This window comes from Delftia sp. SD018 (assembly GCF_017355445.1).
GTDB classification, from domain to species: Bacteria; Pseudomonadota; Gammaproteobacteria; order Burkholderiales; family Burkholderiaceae_C; genus Comamonas; species Comamonas acidovorans.
Map to the genome: position 1 here is coordinate 36,656 of NZ_JADDRN010000012.1, position 26,456 is coordinate 63,111.

A 26,456-nucleotide genomic window follows, 5' to 3' on the forward strand; every position below is an offset into this window, starting at 1 on the left:
ATGCCATTTTGCCTGCGCATCACGCAAGAAACATGCCGAGCCTCAGCAGCTCGTGGTGGTAACGAAGGGGGGCAGCGCGGGCGAGCCGGCCGACAGGGTCATGACTTCGTAGCCGGTCTTGGTCACCACCAGGGTGTGTTCCCACTGGGCCGAGAGGCTGTGGTCCTTGGTCACGATGGTCCAGCCGTCCTTGCCCAGCTCCTTGATCTCGCGCTTGCCCAGGTTGAGCATGGGCTCCACGGTGAAGACCATGCCTTCTTCCAGCACGGTGCCCGTTCCGGGGCGGCCGTAGTGCAGGATCTGGGGCTCTTCGTGGAACTTCTGGCCGATGCCGTGGCCGCAGAACTCGCGCACCACCGACAGGCCGTGGCCTTCGGCAAAGGTCTGGATGGCGTTGCCGATGTCGCCCAGCGTGGCGCCGGGCCTGACCTGCTGGATGCCCAGCCACATGGCGTCGAAGGTCAGTGCCGACAGGCGCTTGGCCGCGATGGAGCACTCTCCGATCATGAACATGCGGCTGTTGTCGCCGTACCAGCCGTCCTTGGTGATGACCGTGACGTCCACATTGACGATGTCGCCCTTCTTGAGCGGCTTGTCATTGGGAATGCCGTGGCAGACCACATGGTTGACCGAGGTGCACAGGTGTCCGGGGTAGGGAGGGTAGCCGGGCGGCTGGTAGCCGATGGTGGCGGAGACCGTGCCCTGCTGCGCCATGCATTCGGCGCCCAGGCGGTCGATCTCGGCCGTGGTGATGCCGGGCTTGATGTGGGGGGTGATGTAGTCCAGCACTTCCGAAGCCAGGCGGCAGGCCACGCGCATGGCTGCGATGTCTTCAGCGCTCTTGATGGTGATGCTCATGCCCGCAATTATCCCATTGCGCCTTCGGGCGTGCAGGGGTAAGGGGCGGCTGTCGCCATCGGGACGACTCAGCCCGGTAAAATAGCGGCCTCACCGATTCAGCGCCTTGCAGCCAGCCCCCGGAGGGCGGGGCCGCAGGGCGCTTTTCACAAGCCTCCTCACCCAACAGGCCGCCACGTGACCTTGCATCTGACACAGTTGGAGGGTGGAAACGCTCTCAGCTCGTTCCGCGCCCAGCAGCTCCTGACCGAACTGGTCTCCATCCATCCCAAAATCACCGGCATTGCCGCGCGCTTCGTGCATCTGGTGGCCACGGACGCCGCACCCACGCCCGCATTGCAAGAGCGCCTCCAGGCGCTCTTGACCTATGGAGACCCCTATGAAGGCCCGGCCGACGGTGCCGCCCTGGTGGTCACGCCGCGCCTGGGAACGATCTCCCCCTGGGCCTCCAAGGCCACGGACATTGCCCGCAACTGCGGCCTGGGCGTGTTCCGCGTGGAGCGCATCACCGAATACCGCATCGCCTTCAAGACCGGCCTGCTGAGCAATGTGCTGGGCAGCGCGCCTGAGCTTTCGGCCGAGCAGACTGCACAGATCGCCGCCTTGCTGCACGACCGCATGACCGAGTCGGTCTTCGCCACGCGCGCCGAGGCCGAGCAACTGTTCTCCGCCCTGGACGCCGCTCCCATGGAGTTCGTCGATGTGCTGGGCGGCGGCCGCGCCGCGCTGGAGACTGCCAACCGCCAATGGGGCCTGGCCCTGGCCGACGACGAGATCGACTACCTGGTCGATGCCTTCAAGGGCCTCAAGCGCAATCCCACGGACGTGGAACTGATGATGTTCGCGCAGGCCAACAGCGAGCACTGCCGCCACAAGATCTTCAACGCCCAGTTCACCATCGATGGCGAGGCCCAGGACAAGAGCCTGTTCGGCATGATCCGCAACACGCACCAGGTCTCGCCCCAGCACACGGTGGTCGCCTACTCGGACAACGCCTCCATCATGGAAGGCCATGAGGTCGAGCGCTTCGTCGCCACCTTCGAGGCGGCCCTGGACAAGATCAAGGCGCCCAGCTACCAGAAGAAGCAGGCCGTCAACCACGTGCTGATGAAGGTGGAGACGCATAACCACCCCACGGCCATCTCCCCCTTCCCCGGCGCATCGACCGGCGCGGGCGGCGAGATCCGCGACGAGGGCGCCACGGGCCGCGGCTCCAAGCCCAAGGCCGGCCTGTCGGGCTTCACGGTCTCCAAGCTGTGGGGCAGCGAAGTGGGCAAGCCCGAGCACATCGCCAGCCCGCTGCAGATCATGATCGAGGGCCCGCTCGGTGGCGCGGCCTTCAACAACGAATTCGGCCGTCCCAACCTGACCGGCTATTTCCGCGAGTACGAGCAGCAGGTCGGCGTGGGTGCCGATGCCGTGATGCGCGGCTACCACAAGCCCATCATGATCGCGGGCGGCCTGGGCGTGATCGACTCCGAGCTGACTCAGAAGATCGAATTCCCCGCCGGCACCCTGCTGATCCAGCTGGGCGGCCCCGGCATGCGCATCGGCATGGGCGGGGGCGCTGCCAGCTCCATGGCCAGCGGCACGAACGCGGCCGAGCTGGACTTCGACTCCGTGCAGCGCGGCAATCCCGAGATCGAGCGCCGCGCCCAGGAAGTCATCAACCACTGCTGGGCCCAGGGCGACAAGAACCCCATCCTGGCCATCCACGACGTGGGGGCCGGCGGCCTGTCCAATGCCTTCCCCGAGCTGACCAACGATGCGGGCCGTGGCGCGCGCTTTGACCTGCGCGCCGTCAACCTGGAGGAATCCGGCCTGGCGCCCAAGGAAATCTGGTCCAACGAAAGCCAGGAACGCTATGTGATGGCCATCGCTCCCGAATCGCTGGCCGAGTTCACGGCCTTCTGCGAGCGCGAGCGCTGCCCGTTTGCCGTGATCGGCACGGCCACGGAAGAACGCCAGCTGGTGCTGGAGGACACTGCGGTGGCCTCGGGCGACCAGAAGTTCCCCGTGGACATGCCCATGAACGTGCTGCTGGGCAAGCCGCCCAAGATGCACCGCGACGTGGCCACCGTGCAGCGCGAGCTGCCGCCCATGGACCTGACCGGCGTGCCCCTGGAAAAGGCCGTGATCGACGTGCTGGCCCACCCCACCGTGGCCTCCAAGCGCTTCCTGATCACCATTGGCGACCGCGCCGTGGGCGGTCTCACGCACCGAGACCAGATGGTCGGCCCCTGGCAGGTGCCCGTGGCCGACGTGGCCGTGACCCTGGCCGACTACCGTGGCTTCAAGGGTGAGGCCATGGCCATGGGCGAGCGCACGCCGCTGGCCTCCATCAACGCCCCGGCGTCGGGACGCATGGCCGTGGCCGAGGCCATCACCAACATGCTGGCCGCGCCCATCGAGCTGTCCAAGGTCAAGATGTCGGCCAACTGGATGGCGGCCTGCGGCGAGCCCGGCGAAGACGCGGCGCTCTACGCCACCGTCAAGGCTGTGGGCATGGAGCTGTGCCCGCAGCTGGACATCTCGATCCCCGTGGGCAAGGACAGCCTGTCCATGCGCACCCAGTGGAACGAGGGCGGCCAGGTCAAGAAGGTGACCTCGCCCGTCAGCCTGATCATCACGGGCTTCGCCTCCATCGACGATGTGCGCGGCACGCTCACGCCCCAGCTGGACGCCACGGAAGACGACAGCACCCTGGTCCTGGTGGACCTGGGCCGCGGCAAGATGCGCATGGGCGGCTCCATCCTGGGCCAGGTGCTGGGCCAGTCCGGCAATGAAACGCCTGACCTCGATGACGCCAAGGACCTGATTGCCCTGGTCGATGCCGTCAACGACCTGCGCGCCAAGGGCCAGATCCTGGCCTACCACGACAAGGGCGACGGCGGCCTGCTGGCCACCGTGGCCGAGATGGCCTTTGCCGGCCATGTGGGCGTGGCCATCAACGTGGACATGCTGGTCACCGAAGGCGACGGCATCAGCGACAGCCGCATGGACTCGGGCGAAGGCAAGAACTGGGCCTCCCAGATCAGCGGCCGCCGCGACGACATGACGCTGCGCGCACTGTTCAACGAAGAGCTGGGCGCCGTGCTGCAGATCCGCACGGCCGACCGCGCCGCCGTGCTGCAGACCCTGCGTGAGCATGGCCTGTCCACCTGCAGCCACATCATCGGCAAGACGCGCCCCGTCTCGTCCAAGGTCGATGCGGGCAAGGGCGAGCTGCAGGTCTGGCGCGATGCCAAGTCCGTCTTCGGCGCCTCGCTCAGCGACCTGCACCAGGTCTGGGATGCCGTCAGCTGGAAGATTGCCCAGCAGCGCGACAACCCGGCCTGCGCCGACAGCGAGCACGCCGCAGCCGGCGAGCCTGCCGACCCGGGCATGCACCTGCACCTGACGTTCGACCCGGCCGAGAACCCGGCCGCACCCTTCCTGAACCTGGGCGCGCGCCCCCGCGTGGCCGTGCTGCGCGAGCAGGGCGTGAACTCCCATGTGGAAATGGCCTACGCCTTCACCGAAGCCGGCTTCGACGCGGTGGACGTGCACATGACCGACCTGCAAAGCGGCCGCGCGCAGCTGCAGGACTTCGCTGGCGTGGTGGCCTGTGGCGGCTTCAGCTACGGCGACACGCTGGGCGCCGGCATCGGCTGGGCGCGCTCCATCACCTTCAACGACAGCCTGTCCGCGCAGTTCCAGCAGTTCTTCGGCCGCAGCGATACCTTCGGCCTGGGCGTGTGCAACGGCTGCCAGATGTTTGCCGAGCTGGCCGACATCATTCCCGGTGCCCAGGACTGGCCGCGTTTCACGCAGAACCAGAGCAACCGCTTCGAGGCGCGCCTGTCCATGGTGGAAGTGCTGGAGTCGCCCAGCCTGTTCCTGCAGGGCATGGCCGGCAGCCGCCTGCCCATCGCCGTGGCCCACGGCGAAGGCTTTGCCAACTTCCGCTTCCGCGGCAATGCGGACAAGGCCATCGCCTCCATGCGCTATGTGGACAACCACGGCAAGGCCACCGAGCAGTACCCGTTCAATCCCAACGGATCGGCCGGCGGCCTGACGGCAGTGACCACGGCCGACGGCCGCTTCACGGCCATGATGCCCCACCCCGAGCGCGTGTTCCGCAACGTGCAGATGAGCTGGACCAACGGCGACAAGTCGGAATTCAGCCCCTGGATGCGCGTGTGGCGCAACGCCCGCAAGTGGCTGGGTTGATGCACTGAGCGACGCTGCAAAGCAGACAAAGGCCCTTCGGGGCCTTTTCTTTTTCTGTTTCTTTTTGGTGGCTGCCGTTACGGCGCCAGCATCTGCGCCGTGCGCGCGCGGGCCTGCTGGACCAGGGTGGAGATCAGCACCGTCTCGGGCAGGTTGTGCCAGTAGCGGCGCGGCATCTCGCGCAGCATGGCCTGCTCCTTCAGGCGCGCCGGGTTGAAGGTGCTGGCGTAGTAGGTCAGCCACAGGGCCTCGCCCGCGTCGGCTGGCGGGGCATCGCTGCGGCGCGCGCCGGGCGCCAGGCGCAGCGCATGGCCGTCCCAGTGAGCGCTGCATTGCGGCGTGAGGATGGCCCAGTGCATGTTGGCAAAGCGCTTGCAGAAGAAGGGCGCCGCCGCGCGCACGATGTGGTGCTCGGGCTCGAACCAGGCAATGTGCAGATCGGGCTGGTCCGGTCGCTGCGTGGTCCGAAAGCGCACAAAGGCGTGCATCTTGTGGATCTCGCGCGAGACGGGGCGGGCCAGGGCCTCGATGGCGCGCCAGTCCGCATCCAGCGCATCCAGCCGCAGTTCGGGCCGGGCCTGCATGCGCGCCAGCCAGCGGTGGCATAGCTCGAAGCGGCCTGCCGCGCGGTGCATGCAGGCATGGCGCAGCGCGGACATCTGGGTGTCCGACAGGGACAGCCCTGCCTCGCCGGGGCCGGTCAGCCCGGCGAGTGCCGAGGCGGGCATGGCCTGCTGCGGCGCGCTGGAAAACAGGTCCACCCCCGCGCCGAGTTGCTGCGCACCCCGCGTGTCGGGCCACCGCCAGCGCACCAGGGCGGGGTCGGCGCCATGGGCCAGCAGCGCCCGGCAGGCTGCGCGAAAGCCGGGCCAGTCGTCGGGGCTGTCGAGTTCGATGGTGAGAGCCTGTGCTTGCATGGCGAGCTCCAGGCGCTAGAACAGGCTGGCCTGCAGCGCGTTTTGCACGCGCATGCCGCTGTGCCGGGCCTGGGCCTGGCTGGCCTGCGACTGCGCGATCAGCCGGGTGCGCAGCGCGGCCGAGTCGGTCTCGCCCAGCAGGGGCCGGTGGCCGTCGATCAGCACGAAGGGCAGGGCCTTTTGCACGGGGGCGCGCAGCCGCAGCAGATCGTCCAGCCGCAGCCTGCGCACGCGGCGCGCCGCCAGCAGGCGGTCCACCGTCTGCGTGCCCAGGCCCGGCACGCGCAGCAGCAGGCTGCGCGGCGCACGGTTGAGGTCCACGGGGAACTGCTGTCGGTTGGCCAGTGCCCAGGCCAGCTTGGGGTCGATCTCCAGGTCCAGCATGCCGTGGCGGCTGGCCGCCGCGATCTCGCCCGCCCCGTAGCCGTAAAAGCGCATCAGCCAGTCGGCCTGGTAGAGCCGGTGCTCGCGCATGAGGGGCGGCGCCTGCGGCGGCAGATCGCGCGAGGCATCGGGAATGGGGCTGAAGGCCGAGTAGTACACGCGGCGCAGGCCGTAGCCCGCATACAGCGTGTGGCTGGATTCGAGGATGTCGGCATCGGTTGCGCGGTCGGCGCCCACGATCATCTGCGTGCTCTGCCCGCCCGGCGCAAAGCGGGGCACGGCGGCGCGCTGCGCGGGCGCGCCGGGCAGGGACTGCGCCTGGCGCTGCTCGCGCGTGGCCGCGCGCCAGGCCTGCACATGCCGGTCCACGCCCTGCATGGCCTGGCGTATGCGCTGCCCATCCTTTTCAGGCGCGAACTGCGCCAGGCCGCTGGCCGTGGGCAGTTCCACATTGATGCTCAGGCGGTCGGCATGGCGGCCTGCCTGGGCCAGCAATTCGGGCGCGGCATCCGGGATGGTCTTCAGATGGATGTAGCCGCGAAAGTCATGCTCCTCGCGCAGGCGGCGCGCCACTTCCACCAGTTGCTCCATGGTGTAGTCGCTGGAACGGATGATGCCGCTGGACAGGAACAGCCCCTCGATGCAGTTGCGCCGGTAGAAGTCCAGCGTCAGCTGCACCACCTCGGCCACCGTGAAGCGGGCGCGCTGCACGTTGGAGCTTTTGCGGTTGATGCAGTAGCGGCAGTCGAAGATGCAGACATTGGTCAGCAGGATCTTGAGCAGCGAGATGCAGCGCCCGTCGGGCGCATAGCTGTGGCAGATGCCCATGCCGGTGACCGAGCCCATGCCCTTGCCGTCCAGCGAGTCGCGCCCCTGCGATCCGCTGGAGGCGCAGCTGGCGTCGTACTTGGCGGCGTCGGCGAGGATGAAAAGTTTGCGTTGCAGCTCCATGGCTGTATAAATATACAGTATATTTGCCTGACACGTCCGGTTTTCTGAGAGCCCATCCCCCAGCCAGGGTCTGGTCCGGCCTTGCCTGGCTGCGGGTCGAACGCACTGTCGCTCTATCGCAATGGCCAGCGGATTGCAATGGTTGCCAGTGCAATGGAATGAAACCGTTTTCAGGTGCGGAATGAGTGCTTGCTTTCAATGGGTGGCGATGTGCATCGCAGGAAATGGTGAATGCGTGTTTTCTGCGTCTTTCGCAATGCCTGAAGACTGGCATGGCTTGGTGCCATCAATGCACGCGCTGATATAGCGCAGCTGGCTGCACGCCATGGGGGGTTCCCATTCATGGGAGAGAGGTTGGGTGTTGTTGTGAATTGTTTCAAATTGCCGATAACTATTGCTGATAGGCTTTCGGGTTTGCCGGGCGGTGCCGTTTCATTCAATGCGCTCGGCGATGACAAACACTTGGAGAGGGAGCTTCGGTGTCGCGTGTATTAGGAACAGAGAGCGAAGTGCTGGCGCTGTCGCCGGACGCCTCATCCAGCAAGGCCGCCAAGGGCCTGCAATCGCCCGCCAAATGGCCCGCCATGGGCGCCAATGACGTGGCGGTCTGGGGTGAATGCCAGGGCAGCGGCAGCAAGCCCTACCAGACCCAGGTGGACCTGTCGGGGCCTTCCTTCAAATGCTCTTGCCCCAGCCGCAAATTCCCCTGCAAGCACGGGCTTGCGCTGATGCTGATGCGTGCCGGCGGGCAAGTCCCCGAAGGCGTTGATCCGCCCGCCTGGGTGCAGACCTGGCTGGACAGCCGCCAGGAAAAGGCCGAGAAGAAAGAGGCCAAGGCTGCCGCCGCAGCGGCCGAGCCGCCACCCGATCCCGAGGTCGCGGCCAAACAGCAGGCCAGGCGCGAGGACAAGCGCTGGGACAAGGTCGAAGCCGGGCTACAGGAGTTGTCGCTGTGGATGCAGGACATGGTGCGTGCGGGCCTGGCCAACCAGGCCAGCGACACGCAGATGCGCCAGCGCTGGAACAACATGGCCGCGCGCATGGTCGATGCGCAGGCCACCGGCATGGCGGCGCGCATCAAGGATTGCCGGGATCTGGTGGACAGCCACCGAGACTGGCCGCGCGACATGCTGGTGCAGCTGGGCCACTGGCAGTTGATCATCGACGCCGTGCGCCGCCGCGAATCGCTCAGCCCCGAGGTCAAGGCCGACGTGATGGCCGCGCTGGGCTGGCCCATGGACAAGGCCGAGGTGCAGGCCAGGGGCCAGCTGGTCGAGGACGAATGGCTGGTGGCCGGCCTGCGCATGATCGAGCGCGAAGGCCGGCTCATGGAGCGGCGCGTCTGGCTGCAGGGCCAGCGCACGGGGCGCATGGCCCTGGTGCTGGACTATGCGCAGGGCGGGCGCGGCTTTGAATCGGCCTGGGTGCCGGGCCATCGCTACGGCTGCGCGCTGAATTTCTACCCGGGCCATGCGCCGCTGCGCGCCATTGCGGCCAATGGCAACGGGCCTGCGCTGCCTGCCGATGGCGCCAGCCCGCTGGCCAACTCGGCCGTGGGCGACGTCCTGCAACTGCTGGGCCAGCGCATTGCCGCCAACCCGCTGCAGGCCACGCAGCCGCTGTGCCAGGACCGGCTGCGGCTGGTGCCCGCCCAGGGCCAGTGGTTTGCGGCCTGGCCCCAGGCGCTGGATGCATCGCCGGTCGCCCCTGGCACGGCAGCGCCAGTGCAGCCCGTTCCCGTGGCGATTGACGATGCCGAGGCCTGGCGCCTGCTGGCGCTCAGCGGCGGTGCGCCCATGCAGCTGTTTGGCGAATGGGAACCCGGCCCGGCCGTGGGCCGCTGGCGGCTGCTGAGTGCCTGGCAGGCCCGCGAGGGCGAAACCGCCCAGCAATGTATCTGGCAGAACCAGGGTGATCCGGTATGAGCAACGCACAACTTTGGGCTGCGCTGCAGCAATCGGCCATGGTCGGCTCGGACCGGCTGGCCGTGCCGCCTGCGCTGGCTTCGGGCGTGGACCCGTCCGCAAGCGGGTCGCAGCAGGCCGTGCAGGCCGCGCTGCAGCCCCGCACTGACGTGGCCGGTGACTCGCCCGCCCAGCAACTGCTGCGCGCCAGCGCCGTGGCGGCCGTGTTCGAGCGGGCCGGCTGGCAGCCTGGCGCGCTGGTGCGTCTGACGGCACCGCTGGCCGTGCCGGCCGCAGCGCCTGCGGAGTCGCGCACCGCGCCTGCCGATGCGCGCCTGCACACCCTGATGGGCGACGTGCTCAAGGACGGCCCGTTCGAGCTGCAGGCCTCCATGCTGCGTACCCTGGACCAGGCCGGCCAGCGCCTGCCCCATGACCTGCTGGTGTCTGCGCTGGAGCAGGGCCGCCAGTCCGTGGAACTGCGCCAGTGGCTGGCCCCCGTGCTGGGCGAGCGCGGGCGCTGGCTGGGCGCGCTCAACCCGCAATGGGGCTATGCCAGCGGCGTGGAGGAAACCGCCGACCCCGAACTGGTCTGGCAGGAGGGCTCGGTGGAGCAGCGCGTGGCCCTGCTGCGCAGCGAGCGCGCAACCGATGCCGCCAAGGCCCGCACGCGGCTGGAAGGCAGCCTGAAGGAGCTGGGCGCCAAGGAGCGCCTGCCCCTGGTCCAGGCCCTGGCCGTGGGGCTGGGCATGGACGATGAGCCGCTGCTCGAAAAACTGCTGTCCGACCGCAGCAAGGAGATCCGCGAGAACGCCGCGCAAATGCTCTCGTGCCTGCCGGACAGCGCGCACAGCCAGCGCGTCATGGGCTGGATGCAGTCCATGCTGCAGCAGGACGACAAGGGCCAGTGGATCGTGGAGCCCCCCGAAGAAGGCCTCAAGGAATGGGAGCGCGACGGCATCACGCTCAAGCCCGACGCCTACCACCGTGGCGGCAAGAAGGCCTGGCTGCTGGAGCAGATGGTGCAGCTCACGCCCGTGTCCTTCTGGACCCGCGCCCTGGGCCTGACGCCCCTGGAAGTGATGGAGTGGAGCCGGCGCAGCGACTGGAAGTCCTCGCTGCGCCAGGGCTGGGTGCAGGCCCTGCAGTACCAGTTGGACGTGGAATGGATCGATGCCGCCCAGACCATGGGCCGCGACATGCGCCACGACGCCCTCCTGCCCGCCCTCATGGCCCGGCTGTCCCGCGAGGAACGCGAGTCCCGCTGGATTGCCCAGTTCGAGCGCGACAGGCACAAGCTCATCGATGCCATCGAAGGCATGTCCCAGTCGCTGGGCGGTGCCGAACTGCTCTCGCCCGCGCTGTCTGCGCGGCTGACAGAGGCACTGCACGTGGCCGTGGGCGGCAAGCAGATTACGGGCAACTGGCACAGCTACCGCGCCGACCAAGCCCTGCTGTCCTGTGCGCGCATGCTGGACGTGACCGCGCTGGAGCGCTTTGCCGAACTGTGGCGCAAGCCCTCGGTGCTGGATGCGCAGCCCGAGCCTGAGCCCGAGCCGCAAACCGAACCTGCTGCTGCGGCAACAGTCACGGCCACCGCTGCCACAGCCGCTGCAGTTGCCGCACCGGCAAGCATTCCCCTCACGCCCCAGCAGCAGGCGCGCCTTGAACGCAGCCGCGTGCGGCCCTGGGACGAGGAGCGCATGCGCGGCCATCTGGAGCGCATCGTCGATCTGCGCCTGGGCCTGCACCAGGCCTTTGTCGCCCTGCGCGGCCCGGCCTGAGCCGCGCCCGTCCTGCCGCATACCCCGAACCGAACCGAATCCAACCCTTACCCCTTCCCGGAAGCACACCATGAGCCAAGTCCTGCGCCAGCATGCCGAACAGCAATTCGCCGAAGAACTCGAAGCCCTGCGCAAGGTGGACGACCGTCCGCGTCCGCCCAACTGGAAGCTCTCGCCCTGGGCCGTGCTCCAGTACCTGATGGGCGGCAAGCTCGGCAACGGCTTCGAGGTCAGCCCCAAGTACATCGGCAATCCGCGCCTGATGGAAATCGCCGTCTCCACCCTGGCCACCGACCGCGCCCTGCTGCTGTACGGCGTGCCGGGCACGGCCAAGTCCTGGGTGTCCGAGCACCTGTCGGCCGCCGTCAGCGGCGACTCCACCATGCTGGTGCAGGGCACGGCCGGCACCAGCGAGGAGCAGCTGCGCTACGGCTGGAACTACGCCCAGCTGCTGGCCCACGGCCCGTCCGAGAAGGCGCTGATCCCCAGCCCCCTGGTCAACGCCATGAAGCTGGGCAAGATCGCCCGCATCGAAGAGCTGACCCGCATCCCGGCCGATGTGCAGGACACGCTGATCACCGTGCTGTCCGAAAAGACCCTGCCCGTGCCCGAGCTGGGCAGCGAAGTGCAGGCCGTGCAGGGCTTCTCGGTCATCGCCACGGCCAACAACCGCGACAAGGGCGTGAACGAGTTGTCCAGCGCACTCAAGCGCCGCTTCAACACCGTCATCCTGCCCGTGCCGGCCTCGCAGGACGAAGAGGTGCAGATCGTCACCAAGCGCGTGGCCGAGCAGGGCCGCGCCCTGGCCTTGCCCGCCGAGCCGCCGGCCCTGCAGGAAGTGCGTCGCGTGGTGCAGATCTTCCGCGAGCTGCGCAACGGCCAGACCGAAGACGGCAAGACCGTGCGCGTCAAGTCGCCCAGCAGCACGCTGTCCACGGCCGAGGCCATCTCGGTCATCAACAGCGGCATGGCGCTGGCCGGGCATTTCGGCGACGGCGTGCTGCGCGCGGGCGATGTGGCCTCGGGCCTGCTGGGCGCCGTGATCAAGGACCCGGTGCAGGACAGCGTGGTCTGGAAGGAATACCTGGAGACCGTGGTCAAGGAACGCAGCGACTGGAAGGACCTGTACCGCGCCTGCCGCGAGCAGCTCTGAAGCCCCCAGTCCCGCACCGCTGACCGACCGCACCCTCTGCGCATCCCCTGTATGGCCACCTCTGCCAATCCGCTTCATTTCTTCGGCATCCGCCACCATGGCCCGGGCTGCGCGCGCAGCCTGCTGCAGGCCCTGGAGCAGCTGCAGCCCGACTGCCTGCTGGTGGAGGGACCGCCCGAGGGCGAGTCCCTGCTGCCCATGCTGCAGCATGCCGACCTGCAGCCGCCCGTGGCCATGCTGGTCTATGTGCAGGACAGTCCGGCCCATGCCGCCTTCTATCCCTATGCCGAGTTCTCGCCCGAATGGCAGGCCCTGCAATGGGCGGCGCGCCAGGGCGTGGCCACGCGTTTCATCGACCTGCCCCAGACCCACCGCATGGCGCTGGACATGGCCGAACAGGAGCGGCGCCGGGCCGAGGCGGCGGCAGCAGATGCAGCTGATGCAGGCGCGGATGCGGCCGATGGAGGCCAGGATGCAGATGCAGATGCCGACACCGGCTCCGATTCCGGCGCCGCTGCGGCAGACGGCAGCCAGCTCCAGAGCAATGCCGCGGAGGCCCTGGACCGCGACGACACCACGCAGTCCGTGCCGGCTGCCGACCTGGCCGTCGATCCCTCGGCACCGTCCCCGCAGGACTGGCACGATCCGCTGGACCTGCTGGCCGAGGCCGCTGGCTACCCCGACGGCGAAAGCTGGTGGAACCGCATGGTCGAGGAACGCGGCGACGGCGCCACCCTGTTCGAGGGCATTGCCGAAGCCATGACCGTGGTGCGCGCCGAGCTGCCCAACGAAGTGCGCGGAGAACGCCACGCCCAGCGCGAGGCATTGCGCGAAGCCTGGATGCGCCAGTGCATGCGCGAGGCCGTCAAGGCCGGCCACCAGCGCATTGCCGTGGTCTGCGGCGCATGGCATGTGCCTGCCCTGCAGGCCCAGGTCACCGCCAAGGCCGATACCGCCACGCTCAAGGGCCTGCCCAAGGCCAAGGTCCAGGCCACCTGGGCGCCCTGGACCTACCGCAACCTGTGCTCGTCCAGCGGCTATGGCGCGGGCGTGGATTCGCCGGGCTGGTATGAACATCTGTGGCGCTGCTCCGAGCCTGTGCCCGAGTCCTTGCTCCAGCCCGCACCTGCTGCCGACCCGGCACGCGCCAGCACCCAGCGCACCGTCGGCTGGCTGGCGCGCGTGGCCCATCTGCTGCGCTCCAAGGACCTGGACTGCTCCAGCGCCCACATCATCGAGGCCACGCGCCTGGCCGAAAGCCTGGCGGCCCTGCGCGGCCATGCCAGCCCCGGCCTGCCCGAGCTGGACGAGGCCATCGTCACCGTCATCAGCATGGGCGAGCGCACGCCGCTGCGCCTGATCGAGCGCGAACTCAGCGTGGGCGACCGCATCGGCGGCGTGCCCGCCGACGTGCCCCAGGTGCCGCTGCAGCGCGACATCGAGCAGCAGCAAAAAAGCCTGCGCCTCAAGCCCGAGGCGGCCGCCAAGGTCCTGGCCCTGGACCTGCGCAAGGACACGGACCGCGAACGCAGCCACTTCCTGCACCGCCTGCGCCTGCTGGGCATAGAGTGGGGCAGCGTCACCACCGACCAGCAGCGCAACCGGGGCACCTTCCGCGAAAGCTGGCAGCTGCAGTGGGAGCCCGAGCTGGCCGTGCGCATCATCGAGGCCAGCCGCTACGGCGGCACCCTGGTGCAGGCCGCCGCCGCCAAGGTGCGCCAGGCGCTGACGTCCGAGACCCCGCTGCCCGAGCTGGCCAAGACCATCGACGACGCCCTGCTGGCCGACCTGCCGCACCTGGTCGATGCCCTCATGCACGACCTGGCCGACCGCTCGGCCAGCACCGGCGATGTTTCCCAGCTCATGCAGGCGCTGCCGCCGCTGGCCAATGTGCTGCGCTACGGCAGCGTGCGCCAGACCGACACCCAGGCCCTGGCCACGGTGATCGACAGCATGGCGCTGCGCGCCGCCATCGGCCTGCCCCTGGCCTGCATGGCGCTGGATGAAGACGCTGCAAGACACATGCAGGCCACGGTGCTGCAGGCCCACGAGGCCCTGCGCCTGCGCGATGCCGAGGAGCCGCGCGAAGCCTGGTTCGGCGCCCTGCGCAGCATTGCCATGGGCGACGCGGGCGCCGCCTTGCTGCGCGGCGCGGCCTGCCGCCTGCTGCTCGATGCCCACCGCCTGGACAGCGAGGCCGTGGCCACGCAACTGGGTCGCAATCTCTCGCTGGGCGTGCCGCCGCTGGACGCTGCCGCCTGGCTGGACGGCTTTCTCAATCGCCAGGCCCTGGTGCTGCTGCACGACGACGCCATCTGGGGCGCCGTCGATGCCTGGCTGGCGCAGCTGGGCGAGACCCAGTTCACCCAGATCCTGCCCCTGGTGCGCCGCAGCTTCTCGGCCTTCTCCAACCATGACCGCCAGAGCCTGGGCGAAAAGGCCCGGCGAGGGCAGGGCAGTGCGGCCGTCGTGGCGGCTGCATGCGCAGGTGCCGCAGGCGCGGCAGGCGGCGGTGACGACGGCGCCTGGAACGAGGCGCGCGCCGTGCTTGCCCTTCCCGTACTCGATCAACTGCTGGGCCTGAACCTGCCCGTGCAACTGCTGTCCAGCCCGCAGGAGGCCCAGCCATGAACACCGCTGCCACCGTGAACGATGCATCCCTTGCCGGCGCCGACCCGCAGGAGACCGCCCCCCAGCCCACCACCCGCCTGCAACGCTGGCGCCTGGTGCTGGGCCAGCCGTCCGAGGCCAGCTGCGGCGGGCTGGGCCCCAAGGGCAGCTCCATCGACGAGATGGACAAGGCCCTGGCCGCGCTCTACGAAGAGGACAACAAGGACGGCGGCCTTTCGCGCCGCGGCGGGCGGGGCAACTCCTCGCCCAGCGTGGCGCGCTGGCTGGGCGACATCCGCAAGTACTTTCCCAGCCAGGTCGTGCAGGTCATGCAGCGCGACGCCATGGAACGCCTGAACCTGCGCGAACTCATGCTCCAGCCCGAAATGCTGGAGCATGTGCAGCCCGACGTGCACATGGTGGCCGACCTCATCTCCCTGGGCTCCGTCATCCCGCAGAACACCAAGGAGACCGCGCGCATCGTCGTGCGCCAGGTGGTGGACGACCTCATGCGCCGCCTGGAAGAGCCCATGCGCAGCGCCGTCTCGGGCGCGCTGGACCGCAGCCAGCGCAACCGCCGCCCGCGCCATTCCGAGATCGACTGGAACCGCACCATCCGCGCCAACCTGCGCCACTGGCAGCCCGACTACCGCACCATCGTGCCCGAGACCCTGGTCGGCTACGGCCGCAAGGTGCGCCGCCCGCAGCGCGAAGTCATCCTGTGCATAGACCAGAGCGGCTCCATGGCCAACTCCGTCGTCTACTCCAGCATCTTCGGTGCCGTCATGGCCAGCCTGCCGGCCGTCGCTACCAAGCTGGTGGTCTTCGACACGGCGGTGGTGGACCTGACCGACAAGCTCTCCGACCCGGTGGACGTGCTCTTTGGCGTGCAGTTGGGCGGCGGCACCGACATCAACCGTGCCGTGGGCTACTGCCAGGGCCTGATCAGCGAGCCGCGCAACGCCATCGTCGTGCTCATCTCCGACCTCTATGAAGGCGGTGTGGAAAGCGGCCTGCTGCGCCGCGCCTCCGAACTGGTGGAGTCGGGCGTGCAGTTCATCACCCTGCTGGCACTCAGCGACGAAGGCGCCCCCGCCTACGACGCGCAACTGGCCGCCAAGCTGGCCGCGCTGGGCGTGCCCTCGTTCGCCTGCACGCCGGACGCCTTCCCGCAGCTCATGGCCGCCGCCATCCGCCGCGACGACGTGGCGGCCTGGGCGGCAGGGCAGGGCTTCAAGACCAGCAAGTGACGCACGGCCGGTCGGCCCCGTGACCGGGCTGGCCGCCGGGCATCTCCTACATGGGCAGGACATGCCCAGGCCCCATGATGGCGCCCAGGCAAAAAGAAGTTCCCCGAACAATTCACTGGAGTAATGCGATGGCTGGTGCTGGTTTGCTGATGCTGCTGGACGATATTGCAGCGATCCTGGACGACGTGGCCCTCATGACCAAGGTGGCGGCACGCAAGAGCGTGGCCATGGCCGACGATGTGTCCGTCATGACCAAGGTGGCTGCGCAGAAGACGGCCGGCGTGCTGGGTGATGACCTGGCCCTGAACGCCCAGCAGGTCACGGGCGTGCGCGCCGAGCGCGAGATTCCCGTGGTCTGGGCCGTGGCCAAGGGCTCGCTGATCAACAAGGCCATCCTGGTGCCTGCGGCGCTGCTGATCAGCGCCTTCATTCCCTGGGCTGTCACGCCGCTGCTCATGGTCGGCGGCGCCTTTCTGTGCTTTGAGGGTTGCGAGAAGCTGGCCCACAAATTCCTGCATTCGCCCGAGGAAGATGCCGTGGAGCGCGAGCGCCTGACCCAGGCCAATGCCGATGCGGGCGTCGATCTCGTCGCCATGGAAAAGGACAAGATCAAGGGCGCTGTGCGCACCGACTTCATCCTCTCGGCCGAGATCATCGCCATCACGCTGGGCACCGTGGCCTCGGCGCCGTTCGGGCAGCAGGTGGCCGTGCTGGCGGGCATTGCCCTCATCATGACCGTGGGCGTCTATGGCCTGGTGGCCGGCATCGTCAAGCTCGATGACCTGGGACTGTGGCTGGGCCAGCGTGCCAGCGCCGCGGCCCGCGCGCTGGGCCGGGGCATCGTCGCCGCCGCGCCCTGGCTGATGAAGGGGCTGTCCGTTGCGGGCACGGCCGCCATGTTCCTGGTGGGCGGTGGCATCCTCGTGCACGGCGTGCCTGCGCTGCACCACGCCGTGGAAGGCCTGGGCGAGGCCGTGGCCCAGGGCGCGCTGGGCGGCCTGTGGCGCGTGCTGGCGGTGAATGTGCTCAACGCGGTGGCCGGCATCGTGGCCGGTGCCATCGTGCTGGCGGCTGTCGAAGGCATCAAGCGCCTGCGCCGCCGCTGAGTCGCGGCAAACATCGCCGGCCGGCCCTGCAGCCGGCAAGGCACGCCACGGGGGCCGGACGGCCCCCGTTTGCATGGAATTTTCGCTTCGGCGCATCGCATTTGACTGTGGGCGCAAGCACATGCATTCCCCCTGGAACTCCGCAAGGCCAGGCGTCCTCCTGTCCCTTGGCGGCGGCGCAATGCGTTTGCGCCTGCCGGCCGCCGAGGCTCCGGGAGCGGCCTATTGCCGCAGCGGAGCCGTTGTCGGGACCGGGCGGCTGAATTCGCATCCGCACCGGTCCCTGGGTGTTCATCAGGGGGACTCCATGATTTCCAACCTCACCAAGGCCAGCGTGCTGCGGTCCGTCATCGCCGGCTGCACGCTCGCGCAAGCGGGCAGGGCCGAGAAACTCAGCACCGAGCGCGCGCGCACGGCGCTCAACCGCATCTGCGAGCTGCTGCATCTGCCCAACGACCTGGCCGCCATCCACGCGGAGCCGCAGCTGTACCTCGAATCCCTGGCCCACTTCGAGAGCCTGCCCCAGTTCGAGCTGCGCACGCCGCTGGTGGCCAAGCTCAAGCAGGTGCTGGGCCTGCGCTCGTCCAGGCAACTGACGCCGGCCGTGCTTGCGCAGGTCAGCGCGTCACAGCTCATCAACCAGGGCGTCTCCATCATCGCCCTGGCCGATCTGCAGGAGTGGCTGCTCAAGCATGACCTGTCGCTGATGCATGGCCCGCCCATCACGGATATCGACTTCAGGGAGGCCAGAAAGGCCATTGCCTTGCTTGACGCCTTCGACTTCGACACCGAATCGCTGGAATGGCAAATGAATCACCTGGCCCGCAAGCGCGGCCGGGCCAGGAGCCGGCCTGCCCCGGCTGCCTGCGCAGTGGAATCCCTGCCTGCCGTCAGCACCACAGGGGCTGCGCCCTAATATCGGGGCTTCCCAACAAGGCCCGATACACCATGAAGTTCTCCTTGCTTGCTGCCGCGGCTGTGGCATTGCAACTGCTGGCGCCGGCTCCTGCCCTGGCGGCCGACGACATCGTGTTCAAGGACAGCGCCGGCCGCGTGCTCAGGCGCAGCGACCTGGACAAGGCCGATGGCCGCTTCAGCTGGGAACTGCCCTCCGCCACACCCGTCAACCAGGCCGCGCGCGATGCCCATGCCTTGGGCCGCGCTGCAGGGCAGAACGGCGATTACCGCGCCGCCCTGGCACATTTCGAGACCGCCTCGAAGCTGGCGCCCCGCTGGCCCTATCCCATCTACGACGCTGCATTCACCTACCTGCTGCAAAAGGACTTTGACGCGGCCTATCGGCATTACCGGCGCGTGGATGCACTGGCGCCCAGGGGCTTCTTCACCGCCAAGACGGCCGTGCACAGCCTGCGCATGGAGCGTGACGGCAAGCTCCCCCAAGGCACCTACCTGCGCTACCTTGCCCTGGAGTGGGAAACCGACCGCGACAAGACGCGCCAGGCCGCGCTGGCCATGACCCGCGAGACGCCCGGCTTCGCTCCCGCCTGGAAGACCGCCGCCCATCTGGAGGACGACCCCGCAAAACGTCTCGCCCTGCTGGACAGCGGCCTGAAGGCCGACCCCGATGCCGAGACCCGCGGCTTTCTGCTCCTTAACAAGGCCATGGTGCTGCGCGAACGCAACCAGATCCCAGAGGCCATGGTGATGCTGGGAGAGCTTGCGTTAGACCCGCAGTCTCCGCTGGATGTCGAGGCCCTGGCGCGGCACACGCTGGCGCAGTGGGCGCGGCCTTGACGCTGGCACCTGCACATTCCACCCTGCAGCCCGCTCAGCGCAGGGCGAGCTCCACGGCCTCCGCAGACAACCCGTAGGCCTCGACAAAGACCTCGATGCGGTCCTGCGTCTGCGCGTTCACAAACGTCTCCATGCCCACGCTGTCCATCTCCCCTGACAGCATCTGGCCCGTAGTCACGGGGCGGGTATCGAGCTGCTGCGCCAGCACGCAGCTGTCCTCTCCCTCCGGCTGCAGGCCGATGAGCCCTGTCTGGTTGTTGATGGCAATCACCCTGGCTTGTCTTTGCATGCTCCACCCTGTCGTCTGAATCCGTCGTTTCTGGAATGGCGAAAGGCGCCGCCTTGTGCAACGCCCCTGCCTGTCCTGGCGACTGTAGGGAAGGCTTGCGGACGGCGGTAGAGGTCCGGGGCTTGGTGGACTGCCAAGAAGAATTTACGAATGGTTTTCGGGGGTGCTGGGTTTTCTGTTGAATGTGGCGGATGTGCCGAGGCGGTTGCAAGGCGCTTTGACCCGGCGACCTGGAGCGGATGCAATAGACGCGGCATCTGCTGTGCGATGGCCATGCATGGCGAGGAAGGCATGAAACCTTCCGAAGCGCTGGCTTTGAACCGTACCGGGATTCGCCATGTGGTCAAGTCCCACCGTGCGACCCTGATGGATTAGGCCGCCATCCAGGAGGAACTGCAGCGCCTGCTGGGCATGTCGGTCGATGGGCTGACGCCCAGTGCCTTGCCGGAGGCCTTCCGCAGCCAGGTGCTGGCCGAGGCGCTGCCGATGTGGGCAAGGCATTGCGCGCCAGCGTTCCTTCCTGATGAATCGGCAAGTGAACGGCATCTGCCGCAAACCTGCGATAGATACCTGACCAAGCACCTTCATTGCGGGTATCGCGGGCAGCCTCCCCCTCTCAGCTCCCCAGTGCCCCGCGCACGGCAGCGCGCTCGCCCATGCGCTTGAAATGCGCCTGCACCTTGGGGAAGCCGGCGATGTCCACGCCGTCGCCTTCCAGCCAGCCGGCAATGGTGAACAGATAGGCGTCGGCCACGGAATAGTCGGCGCCCAGCACCCAGGGGGCATCGCCCAGGTAATGGCGTTCGATCACGCCAAAGCATTCGGCCATGTTGGCTGCCACCTTGCGCTGCATGGAGGCAATGGCCGCTTCGTCATCGGCCCAGCGGCCTGCGCGGCGGCCGTGGGCGTGGGCCACGTGCACGGTGGAGGACAGGTAGCTGTGGAAATCCTGCATGTGGGCAAAGGCATACGCATCGTCGAGCGGGGCGAGCCGGGCCTCGGGGAAGCGGCGCGCGACGTAGGCGAGCAAGGCCGGCGTTTCGGTGAGCACGCCGCGCTCGGTCACCAGGGCGGGCACGCGGCCCTTGGGATTGATGGCCAGGTATTCGGGGCTGCGCTGCTCGCCCTTGGGGAAGTCGAGCTTGATGACTTCGTGCGGCGCATTGGCTTCGATCAGGGCGATGCGGGTGGCCAGGGCGCAGGTGCCGGGCGCGTAGTAGAGCTTGAGGGTGGTCATGAAAGAGACGGGCAGGAATGGGATACGTGCAGATTCTGCAGCCGGCGCCGATGGCCGGGCCGGCCCTCCAACTTAGTGCGTATCGCACGGCCGTGCAAGCGGCATCTGCGTCTTTGCTTATGCCTGCTCGGCATTCCAACGCACGGTGCGTGCGGGCAGGTCAATGTGGATGGTGTGGCGGCCGCCGTCATGCAGTAGCAGGTCCAGCTTCCCGTCCTGGCCATCCACGAACGTGATGCCTTCAATCATGGGTGCGTCGATCAGGTCGTTGCAGTCGAGCGCGATCCAGGCATCGGTCTGCAGATCCAGCAGGCGCAGATTGGGGAAGTCGGGGTCCTCGCCATATTCGACGCAAGCCACCATGGCCCAGGGTCTGGAGACGGCCACGGCCGTGAGGGTGCTATCCGGGCTCTGCGCGCAGGCGCGCGCCTGCAGGGCATCGAGCAGCGTGGGCGCGTCGTCCAGCATGTGTGCGTAGGGAGACTCGGGTGGCACGGTGCGCACCGGCTGGGTGGCAGCCTTGGCGCGTTTGGCGCTTTTGGCGCGTTTGGCAGGCTCTGCCGTTTGGGTGCTGCGCCTGCGGCCCGCTGGCGGAAGGTGCTGGATTTTGCCGCCCGCAATGCCCAGAAAGACACCGCATTCGCTCACGCTCAGATGCCTGTAGTTGCGGCTGCTGCACGGGGTTTCCCAAAGCGGGGTGCCGGTGTCCGGGTCCACGGCGACAAGATAGGCCCGCTCCATGCCGTCCTCGTGCCTGTCCTGTATTCCATAGAGGACGCCGGCATGGCATTGCGGCGCGCTGACATGGGTAGGCGACAGGCACGGTCCGAAACGGTTGCTGCGAATGTCATAGCCATACATGCCCTGGCGTGCAAAGCAGAAATAGACCACGCCGTCACGATGTGCTGCCCGCTGGGCATGCACATGCCGGCGCTCATCGTCAGGTTGAACGGGAGGTGTGATGGCCAGGACTTCGCCGCTGCAAGGATGGATACGAAGCCAGGGTGCATCGATGTCCACGTGGTCTCTGCTGCCGGGGCCGAACACGGCCCACGCGCCTGCAATGGCGGGCGAGTACAGGTTGCGCGCACTGTCCACCCACAGCACATGCTCGGTGTGCCCGTCGGTTTCATGCCAGCGCCGCAGCTCCGAGCGCTCAGGGTGGACGATCCAGCCGTAGACCGCCCCCTCCAGCACAAACGCACCCTGCAGGCCCAGCGCCAGCATGCTGCCCTGCCAGTTGCGACGGTCCAGCAGCAGATAGCGGCCCTCGGTACTGCTCTCTTCCATCGCGACGAGCCAGCGATGCGCGTCCAGCTCCACGGGAACGGGCCAATGCCTGGCCTGCATGCCCGGCACGGCATGGAAGTCGAACAGGCATTCGCCGGTGCGGGCATCAAGCACCTGGTCGCAGAGCATCAGATGTCGCTCGTCCACGAACCACGACATGCCCTCGCTCTCGCGCATGCGGTGGTCCCAGAGCACGTTGCCGGTGGCCACATCAACGGCGCGCAGAAAGGATGTTGTGCTGTCCCCCTTGTTGCAGTACTCGTAGTAGAGCCGGCCATCGACCACGCTCATGGCGGTGTCGATGATGAAGATGCTCTTGTCTCCAATGGCCTGGGATTTGCCGTAGTGCATGCGCGCCTTTCAAAGACCTGATTGTCGCCAGCAGAGCGCGGTGTGGACTGGGCGAAATGTCAAGTCGATGGCGTCGTGCGCGCCTGAACCAATGCAGCTGCGGCGGCGCAACGCCATCCGATCCAGACGAGCAGGTCCGCGATGCGCTGTGCCGGATGGAAGCTGCACCGAGCGTGCTGCAGATGCATGCCGAGTGGGCTGTCTGTTGCTGTCCGCCAGGCGTTGTTCCAAGAGCGGGGCCTGCATTGCTCCCGCTCTGGCGGGCAGCAATGGAGGCACTCAGAACCGATAGGCCGCAGCCACACGCACCTCACGCCCGAAGCCCAGCGCGCAAAATTGCGCGCCGCCACGGAAGGTGTTGCATTGCGTGCGGTACTGCCTGTCGGTGAGGTTGCTGAGGTTGACCGAGAAGCGCCACGGGCCGGTGGTGTAGGCGGCCATGGCGTCCCACAGCGTGTAGGCGTCGTTCATGGGGGTCTTCACGCCGTCCATGGGCAGCTCGCCAGGCGTGGCGCTGATGTGGCGCAGGCCCAGGCCCAGCTCCAGTGCGCCGCGCTGGTACTTGCCCCACAGCGATGCGGCATGGCGCGGCGTGGCGCCGGGGCGCGCGCCGATCTCGATGGCGTTGTTGCTGCGCGTGACCCTGGAGTCGAGGTAGGTATAGGCCGCAATGGCCGAGAAGCCGCCGCCGATCTCGCCCTGGGCCTGCAGCTCCAGCCCCCGGTTGCGCACTTCGCCGGTCTGCACGTCGAAGCGAGGGTTGAGTGTGGATGGCGTGCGCACATTGCGCTTGCGCAGGTCGAACACGGCGGCGCTGAGCGTGTAGCCGGCCGATGGCGGCGCGTAGCGCAGGCCGGCCTCGAACTGGCGCGCGGTCTCGGGCTCGTAGGGCCTGCCGTTGGCGTCGGTGGCCGTGACCGTGGTCAGCGGCGGCTGGAAGGAGTTGTTGAAGGACACATAGGGAGCCAAGCCGCTGGGCGCCAGGTAGATCAGGCCCAGTCGCCCGGTGACGGCGCTGTCGGTGCGGCGCACGGTGGTGATGGCGAAGGGCGCGGTGGCTGCGGCGCGCGCGTCGTAGTCGGTGTCTATGCGTGCGCTGTCGCGGCGCAGGCCGGCACTGAGCACCCAGCGCTCGCCGAACTTGATCTGGTCCTGCACGTACAGACCTGCCTGGTGCGTGCGGGCCAGCGCGCGGTCGCTGAGGTAGTTGTCATTCCAGTTCGGCGCGATGTGGATGGGGTTGACCAGGTCCAGCGGCGCCACGGCGCCGTTGAGCGAGTAGATGCGCCAGTCGAGCCTGGAGCGGTAGTAGTCGAAGCCCACGGCCCACTGGTGCGAGACGGCACCCGTCCGGTGGCGCCCTTCGATCTGCGTGTCCATGACCCAGGTCTGTTCGGCGTCGGGCCGCACCATGGCCAGGCGTGCCATGCCGCGCTGGTCGGCCGTCAGGCCCCGGTTGCGCATCTCGCGCCGGTCGTTGCGGCCGTCCAGGTAGCGCAGGTTGTTGCGCAGCGTGAGCTGGTCGTTCAGGCGGTGCTCCAGCAGCCAGCCCACGCTGGCATTGCGCTTGTGGTGGCCAGATCCCGGTCCGCTGACGTTGATGTCCGTGGCCGACCAGCCCGCAGGCGTCTGGCGGTAGTAGGGGATGACGAAGCCGGTTTCGTCCTCCTGGTACTGCGCCAGCAGGGTAAGGCTGGTGCGCTCGCCCAGCAGTGTGAAGGAGGGGGCGATGTAGCTGCGATCGGCGCGCAGGCCATTCCACTGCGTGCCCGATTCGCGCTTGAGCACGGTCAGCCGGGCCAGTGCCGTGCCCTGTTCATTGATGGCACCACCGATGTCGGCCGTGAGCTGGCGCCGGTCGTGGCTGCCGAATTCCACGCCCACTTCGCGCTGCATGCCTGCGCGCGGGCGCTTGGTGACGGCATTGATCAGGCCACCGGGCGCGGACTGGCCGTACAGCACCGAGGCCGGGCCGTGCACGACTTCCAGCCGCTCCAGCCCATATGGCTCCAGGTTGGTCATGAAGCCGTTGTGGACCATGCGCATGCCGTCGCGGTACAGGCCCGTGCCGGTCAGATAGAAACCGCGCACGGCCACGTCGTCATCGGTGACGCCGTAGTCCATGGGACGCACGCCCGCGCTGTAGCGCACGGCCTCGGCCACGCTGGAGATGGCCTGGTCGCGGATCTGGGCCTCGCCGATGATGCTGACCTGCTGCGGCGTCTCCAGCAGCGGCACATCCATCTTCATGGCCGAGGCGCTGCGGCGTGGCGCGTAGCCGGGCACGGCGCCCCAGGCGCTTTCATGCTCGGCATCGGCCAGCACGTTCACGGTGGGCAGTGCATGCTCGGCCGCGGCCCCGGGCCGCGCACGGTGCACGGCCCAGCCGCCTTCGGCCGTGCGCGTGGCCTGCAGCTGGTGCGGGGCGAGCAGGGCAGCAAGCCCTTCGTGCACGCCGCGCGTGCCGCTCAGCGCCGCCGACTGTCGGCCCTGGACCAGGGCTGGATCGAACGAGAGGGTGATGCCTGCCTGGCGCGCAAGGCTGTGCAGGCTGGTCTCCAGATCACCGGCCGGCAGGTCGAACCGGATGGACCTGGCATCCAGGGCGGAGCTCGGGCTCTGGGCCATAGCGGTCGCTGGCAGGCCCAGCGTGATCAACAGGCCCAGCGCCAAGGCCTGCGTGGCCAGGGCCGTGGGGCGTGTGCAGGAGGGCGGATGGGCAGCGTGGCGGGTGCTGGGCAGGCTGGGCATGGAGGCAGTCCTTGAGAAGCGGCAAAGGAAAAAGCGATGTCTTTGCTCCTATGCCGAACGGGCGGTGTGAAACCCGTAATGACTGCCTGAAAAAAATTCCGGCTCAGGCTTTGACCAGGCGCATGGCGCTGTGGGCACCGCTGGCTGCTCCTTGTCCGCGCTCCACACGCACAGGCAGCGTGCGGGCAATGGCGGCCAGCGCACGACCTGCCGGATCCGGCCCGTCCAGCTGGAACACGCCTGAAACATGCAGGGCAGCCACGTCGTCGGCGCATTCCATGGGAATGCCGGTCTGGCGTGACAGCTCGGTCATGAAGGCGTCCAGGCGCATGCGGCGGGCGACCAGTACGCCGTCGGTCCATGCGTCGGGCACCAGGCCTTCGTCGGGCAGGCGCACAGGGCGGTGCTGGCCGGCGTGCAGCACATGGGTTTCGCCGGAGGTGGCGACGATGGCGTCCAGGGGGCCTGGCGCAGTGCCGTCCAGCGCCCTGACATGGATGGCCACGCGGCCCTCGGTGACGTACAGGCGCGTGGCCGTGTCCGGGTGTTTTTCGTGGCGCACGCCGAAGCTGGTGCCCAGGGCCTCGAAGCGGGCCAGCGGCGTTTCCACCCAGAAGGAGCGTCGGCCCGCGAGGGAGCGCGGGTCGCTGCCGGTGTCGATGAAGATCTCGCCGCGTGCCAGGCGGACCACGCGGCGCAGCAAGGTGAAATCCACCTGCACCAGCGTGTCCGGTGCCAGGTGCAGGCGGCTGCCGTCGGCCAGCAGGGTGCTGCGGCGCTCACCGATGGCCGTGTCCAGCGCGATCTGCTCGCGCGGTGCAGCCCAGCGCCAAGCCATGGATCCCAGCAGCAGGGCAGCGGGGCCCAGGAACAGCAGCCGCTGCAGGCTTGCGCGCCGGCCTCGCGCCGGACCTGGACCAGCGGACCGCAGCACGCCGTGGGCCAGTCCCGCCTGGCCGGCGGGCAGGGCGAACTGGGCCTCCACCGCCTGGACCTGTTGCCAGGCCTGTTCGTGCGCGGCGTGGCTGCTGCGCCATGCCTGGCAGGCGGCGCGGTCGGCATCGGTGGCCGTGCCGGAGGCCAGCCGCACGGCCCAGGCAATGGCCTGTTCCAGCGGCTGGGGGGCCTGGTCTGTGCTCACGCCGTCAGTTCCTTGCGCAGGGCAAGGCAGTGGCGTATGGCGGTGGCCATGTATTTCTCGACGGAGCTCAGGCACACGCCCAGCTGCAGGGCGATTTCCGGGTAGCTCAGGCCTTCCAGGCGGGAGAGCAGAAAGGCGCTGCGGGCCTTGGGCGGCAGGCCGGCCAGCAGGTTGTCGATGCGCACCAGGGATTCGATCAGCAGATGGCGCTCCTCGGCCGAGGGCGCCAGCGGCTCGGGCAGGCTGGCGATGGCGTCCAGGCAGGCGCGCTCCAGCGCGGCGCGGCGGGTGTGGTCCACGACCAGGCCGTGGGCGATGGTGGTGAGCCAGGCGCGCGGCTCGCGCACGCCATGCAGGGACTGGGGCTTGCCCAGCACGCGAACGAAGGTGTCCTGGGCCAGGTCGGCCGCATCGCAGGGATTGCCCAGCCTGCGCCTGAGCCAGCCCACCAGCCAGCCGTGGTGGTCGCTGTAGAGCAGGGCGATGTCGGGGTGCGAAGGCGCGGCGGCCATG

General features: G+C 68.3%; 18 protein-coding genes and 1 pseudogene. 10 read left to right on the top strand and 9 right to left on the bottom strand.

Annotated elements, in window-relative coordinates; genetic code table 11:
* Positions 1 to 42: 42 nt before the first annotated feature.
* Positions 43 to 858 carry a type I methionyl aminopeptidase gene (gene map, locus INR38_RS13770; RefSeq protein WP_034396030.1) on the bottom strand — a complete coding sequence of 272 codons (816 nt, stop codon included), beginning with the start codon at positions 856 to 858 and terminating at the stop codon, positions 43 to 45.
* A 177-nt stretch (positions 859 to 1,035) separates the two neighbouring features.
* Here map and purL point away from each other — a divergent pair, with 177 nt between their 5' ends.
* Positions 1,036 to 5,070, top strand: coding sequence for a phosphoribosylformylglycinamidine synthase (gene purL / locus INR38_RS13775; RefSeq protein ID WP_207442262.1), 4,035 nt, complete (start codon positions 1,036 to 1,038; stop codon positions 5,068 to 5,070).
* A 77-nt stretch (positions 5,071 to 5,147) separates the two neighbouring features.
* Here purL and INR38_RS13780 read toward each other — a convergent pair whose 3' ends face one another.
* Together INR38_RS13780 and INR38_RS13785 are read right to left on the bottom strand one after the other, a co-directional pair.
* Positions 5,148 to 5,987, bottom strand: coding sequence for a TIGR03915 family putative DNA repair protein (locus INR38_RS13780; RefSeq protein ID WP_207442261.1), 840 nt, complete (start codon positions 5,985 to 5,987; stop codon positions 5,148 to 5,150).
* A gap of 15 nt (positions 5,988 to 6,002) precedes the next feature.
* Positions 6,003 to 7,322, bottom strand: coding sequence for a putative DNA modification/repair radical SAM protein (locus INR38_RS13785; protein WP_013801517.1), 1,320 nt, complete (start codon positions 7,320 to 7,322; stop codon positions 6,003 to 6,005).
* A gap of 479 nt (positions 7,323 to 7,801) precedes the next feature.
* Here INR38_RS13785 and INR38_RS13790 point away from each other — a divergent pair, with 479 nt between their 5' ends.
* The 8 genes from INR38_RS13790 (at position 7,802) to INR38_RS13825 (ending at position 18,884) form a co-directional block, all read left to right on the top strand.
* A complete protein-coding gene (locus INR38_RS13790; RefSeq protein ID WP_207442260.1) occupies positions 7,802 to 9,247 on the top strand; it encodes an SWIM zinc finger family protein in 1,446 nt (481 codons plus the stop codon).
* Positions 9,244 to 11,010 (top strand): DUF5691 domain-containing protein, encoded by a 1,767-nt coding sequence (locus INR38_RS13795; RefSeq protein WP_207442251.1) that lies wholly within the window; start codon positions 9,244 to 9,246, stop codon positions 11,008 to 11,010. Before INR38_RS13790 ends, INR38_RS13795 begins: the two co-directional genes overlap by 4 nt.
* A 70-nt stretch (positions 11,011 to 11,080) precedes the next feature.
* Positions 11,081 to 12,163, top strand: coding sequence for an AAA family ATPase (locus INR38_RS13800; RefSeq protein ID WP_012206645.1), 1,083 nt, complete (start codon positions 11,081 to 11,083; stop codon positions 12,161 to 12,163).
* Positions 12,164 to 12,214: 51 nt separating this feature from the next.
* A complete protein-coding gene (locus tag INR38_RS13805) occupies positions 12,215 to 14,794 on the top strand; it encodes a DUF5682 family protein (RefSeq protein WP_207442250.1) in 2,580 nt (859 codons plus the stop codon).
* On the top strand, positions 14,791 to 16,023 hold the full coding sequence (locus tag INR38_RS13810; protein ID WP_207442248.1) for a VWA domain-containing protein: 1,233 nt from the start codon (positions 14,791 to 14,793) through the stop codon (positions 16,021 to 16,023). The genes INR38_RS13805 and INR38_RS13810 overlap by 4 nt, the downstream gene beginning before the upstream one ends.
* Before the next feature lie 128 nt (positions 16,024 to 16,151).
* Positions 16,152 to 17,129, top strand: coding sequence for a DUF808 domain-containing protein (locus INR38_RS13815; protein WP_012206642.1), 978 nt, complete (start codon positions 16,152 to 16,154; stop codon positions 17,127 to 17,129).
* A gap of 307 nt (positions 17,130 to 17,436) precedes the next feature.
* On the top strand, positions 17,437 to 18,045 hold the full coding sequence (locus INR38_RS13820; protein WP_013801522.1) for a hypothetical protein: 609 nt from the start codon (positions 17,437 to 17,439) through the stop codon (positions 18,043 to 18,045).
* A gap of 32 nt (positions 18,046 to 18,077) precedes the next feature.
* Positions 18,078 to 18,884, top strand: coding sequence for a hypothetical protein (locus INR38_RS13825; protein WP_207442244.1), 807 nt, complete (start codon positions 18,078 to 18,080; stop codon positions 18,882 to 18,884).
* A gap of 34 nt (positions 18,885 to 18,918) precedes the next feature.
* Here the strand turns inward: INR38_RS13825 and INR38_RS13830 are convergent, their stop codons facing one another.
* Complete coding sequence (locus INR38_RS13830) at positions 18,919 to 19,173, bottom strand: hypothetical protein (protein ID WP_207442242.1); 255 nt, start codon at positions 19,171 to 19,173, stop codon at positions 18,919 to 18,921.
* Between the two features lie 291 nt (positions 19,174 to 19,464).
* Between INR38_RS13830 and INR38_RS28710 the strand changes: the two are divergent.
* Positions 19,465 to 19,662, top strand: a pseudogene (locus INR38_RS28710) (nucleotidyltransferase); the annotation flags it as partial.
* Between the two features lie 127 nt (positions 19,663 to 19,789).
* Here INR38_RS28710 and INR38_RS13835 read toward each other — a convergent pair.
* The 5 genes from INR38_RS13835 to INR38_RS13855 form a co-directional block, all read right to left on the bottom strand.
* Positions 19,790 to 20,410 carry a glutathione S-transferase family protein gene (locus tag INR38_RS13835; protein ID WP_012206636.1) on the bottom strand — a complete coding sequence of 207 codons (621 nt, stop codon included), beginning with the start codon at positions 20,408 to 20,410 and terminating at the stop codon, positions 19,790 to 19,792.
* A gap of 117 nt (positions 20,411 to 20,527) precedes the next feature.
* The gene (locus INR38_RS13840) at positions 20,528 to 22,051 is read right to left on the bottom strand and encodes a hypothetical protein (protein ID WP_207442240.1); all 1,524 of its coding nucleotides are present in this window, start codon (positions 22,049 to 22,051) and stop codon (positions 20,528 to 20,530) included.
* Between the two features lie 279 nt (positions 22,052 to 22,330).
* Positions 22,331 to 24,802, bottom strand: a complete 2,472-nt coding sequence (locus INR38_RS13845; RefSeq protein ID WP_207442238.1) for a TonB-dependent siderophore receptor — start codon at positions 24,800 to 24,802, stop codon at positions 22,331 to 22,333.
* A gap of 103 nt (positions 24,803 to 24,905) precedes the next feature.
* Positions 24,906 to 25,943, bottom strand: a complete 1,038-nt coding sequence (locus tag INR38_RS13850) for a FecR domain-containing protein (protein WP_207442237.1) — start codon at positions 25,941 to 25,943, stop codon at positions 24,906 to 24,908.
* Positions 25,940 to 26,455: a sigma-70 family RNA polymerase sigma factor gene (locus INR38_RS13855; protein WP_180319101.1), complete on the bottom strand. Its 516-nt coding sequence runs from the start codon at positions 26,453 to 26,455 to the stop codon at positions 25,940 to 25,942. Before INR38_RS13855 ends, INR38_RS13850 begins: the two co-directional genes overlap by 4 nt.
* Position 26,456: the final 1 nt, after the last annotated feature.

Excerpts from the sequence above, each read along its gene's own strand:
- INR38_RS13780 (WP_207442261.1), bottom strand. The coding sequence starts at position 5,987 with ATGCAAGCACAGGCTCTCACCATCGAACTCGACAGCCCCGACGACTGG.
- INR38_RS13785 (WP_013801517.1), bottom strand. The coding sequence starts at position 7,322 with ATGGAGCTGCAACGCAAACTTTTCATCCTCGCCGACGCCGCCAAGTAC.
- INR38_RS13830 (WP_207442242.1), bottom strand. The coding sequence starts at position 19,173 with ATGCAAAGACAAGCCAGGGTGATTGCCATCAACAACCAGACAGGGCTC.
- INR38_RS13825 (WP_207442244.1), top strand. The coding sequence starts at position 18,078 with ATGAAGTTCTCCTTGCTTGCTGCCGCGGCTGTGGCATTGCAACTGCTG.
- INR38_RS13855 (WP_180319101.1), bottom strand. The coding sequence starts at position 26,455 with ATGGCCGCCGCGCCTTCGCACCCCGACATCGCCCTGCTCTACAGCGAC.
- map (WP_034396030.1), bottom strand. The coding sequence starts at position 858 with ATGAGCATCACCATCAAGAGCGCTGAAGACATCGCAGCCATGCGCGTG.
- INR38_RS13835 (WP_012206636.1), bottom strand. The coding sequence starts at position 20,410 with ATGACCACCCTCAAGCTCTACTACGCGCCCGGCACCTGCGCCCTGGCC.
- INR38_RS13800 (WP_012206645.1), top strand. The coding sequence starts at position 11,081 with ATGAGCCAAGTCCTGCGCCAGCATGCCGAACAGCAATTCGCCGAAGAA.
- INR38_RS13795 (WP_207442251.1), top strand. The coding sequence starts at position 9,244 with ATGAGCAACGCACAACTTTGGGCTGCGCTGCAGCAATCGGCCATGGTC.
- INR38_RS13845 (WP_207442238.1), bottom strand. The coding sequence starts at position 24,802 with ATGCCCAGCCTGCCCAGCACCCGCCACGCTGCCCATCCGCCCTCCTGC.
- INR38_RS13805 (WP_207442250.1), top strand. The coding sequence starts at position 12,215 with ATGGCCACCTCTGCCAATCCGCTTCATTTCTTCGGCATCCGCCACCAT.
- INR38_RS13840 (WP_207442240.1), bottom strand. The coding sequence starts at position 22,051 with ATGCACTACGGCAAATCCCAGGCCATTGGAGACAAGAGCATCTTCATC.
- INR38_RS13820 (WP_013801522.1), top strand. The coding sequence starts at position 17,437 with ATGATTTCCAACCTCACCAAGGCCAGCGTGCTGCGGTCCGTCATCGCC.
- INR38_RS13815 (WP_012206642.1), top strand. The coding sequence starts at position 16,152 with ATGGCTGGTGCTGGTTTGCTGATGCTGCTGGACGATATTGCAGCGATC.
- INR38_RS13810 (WP_207442248.1), top strand. The coding sequence starts at position 14,791 with ATGAACACCGCTGCCACCGTGAACGATGCATCCCTTGCCGGCGCCGAC.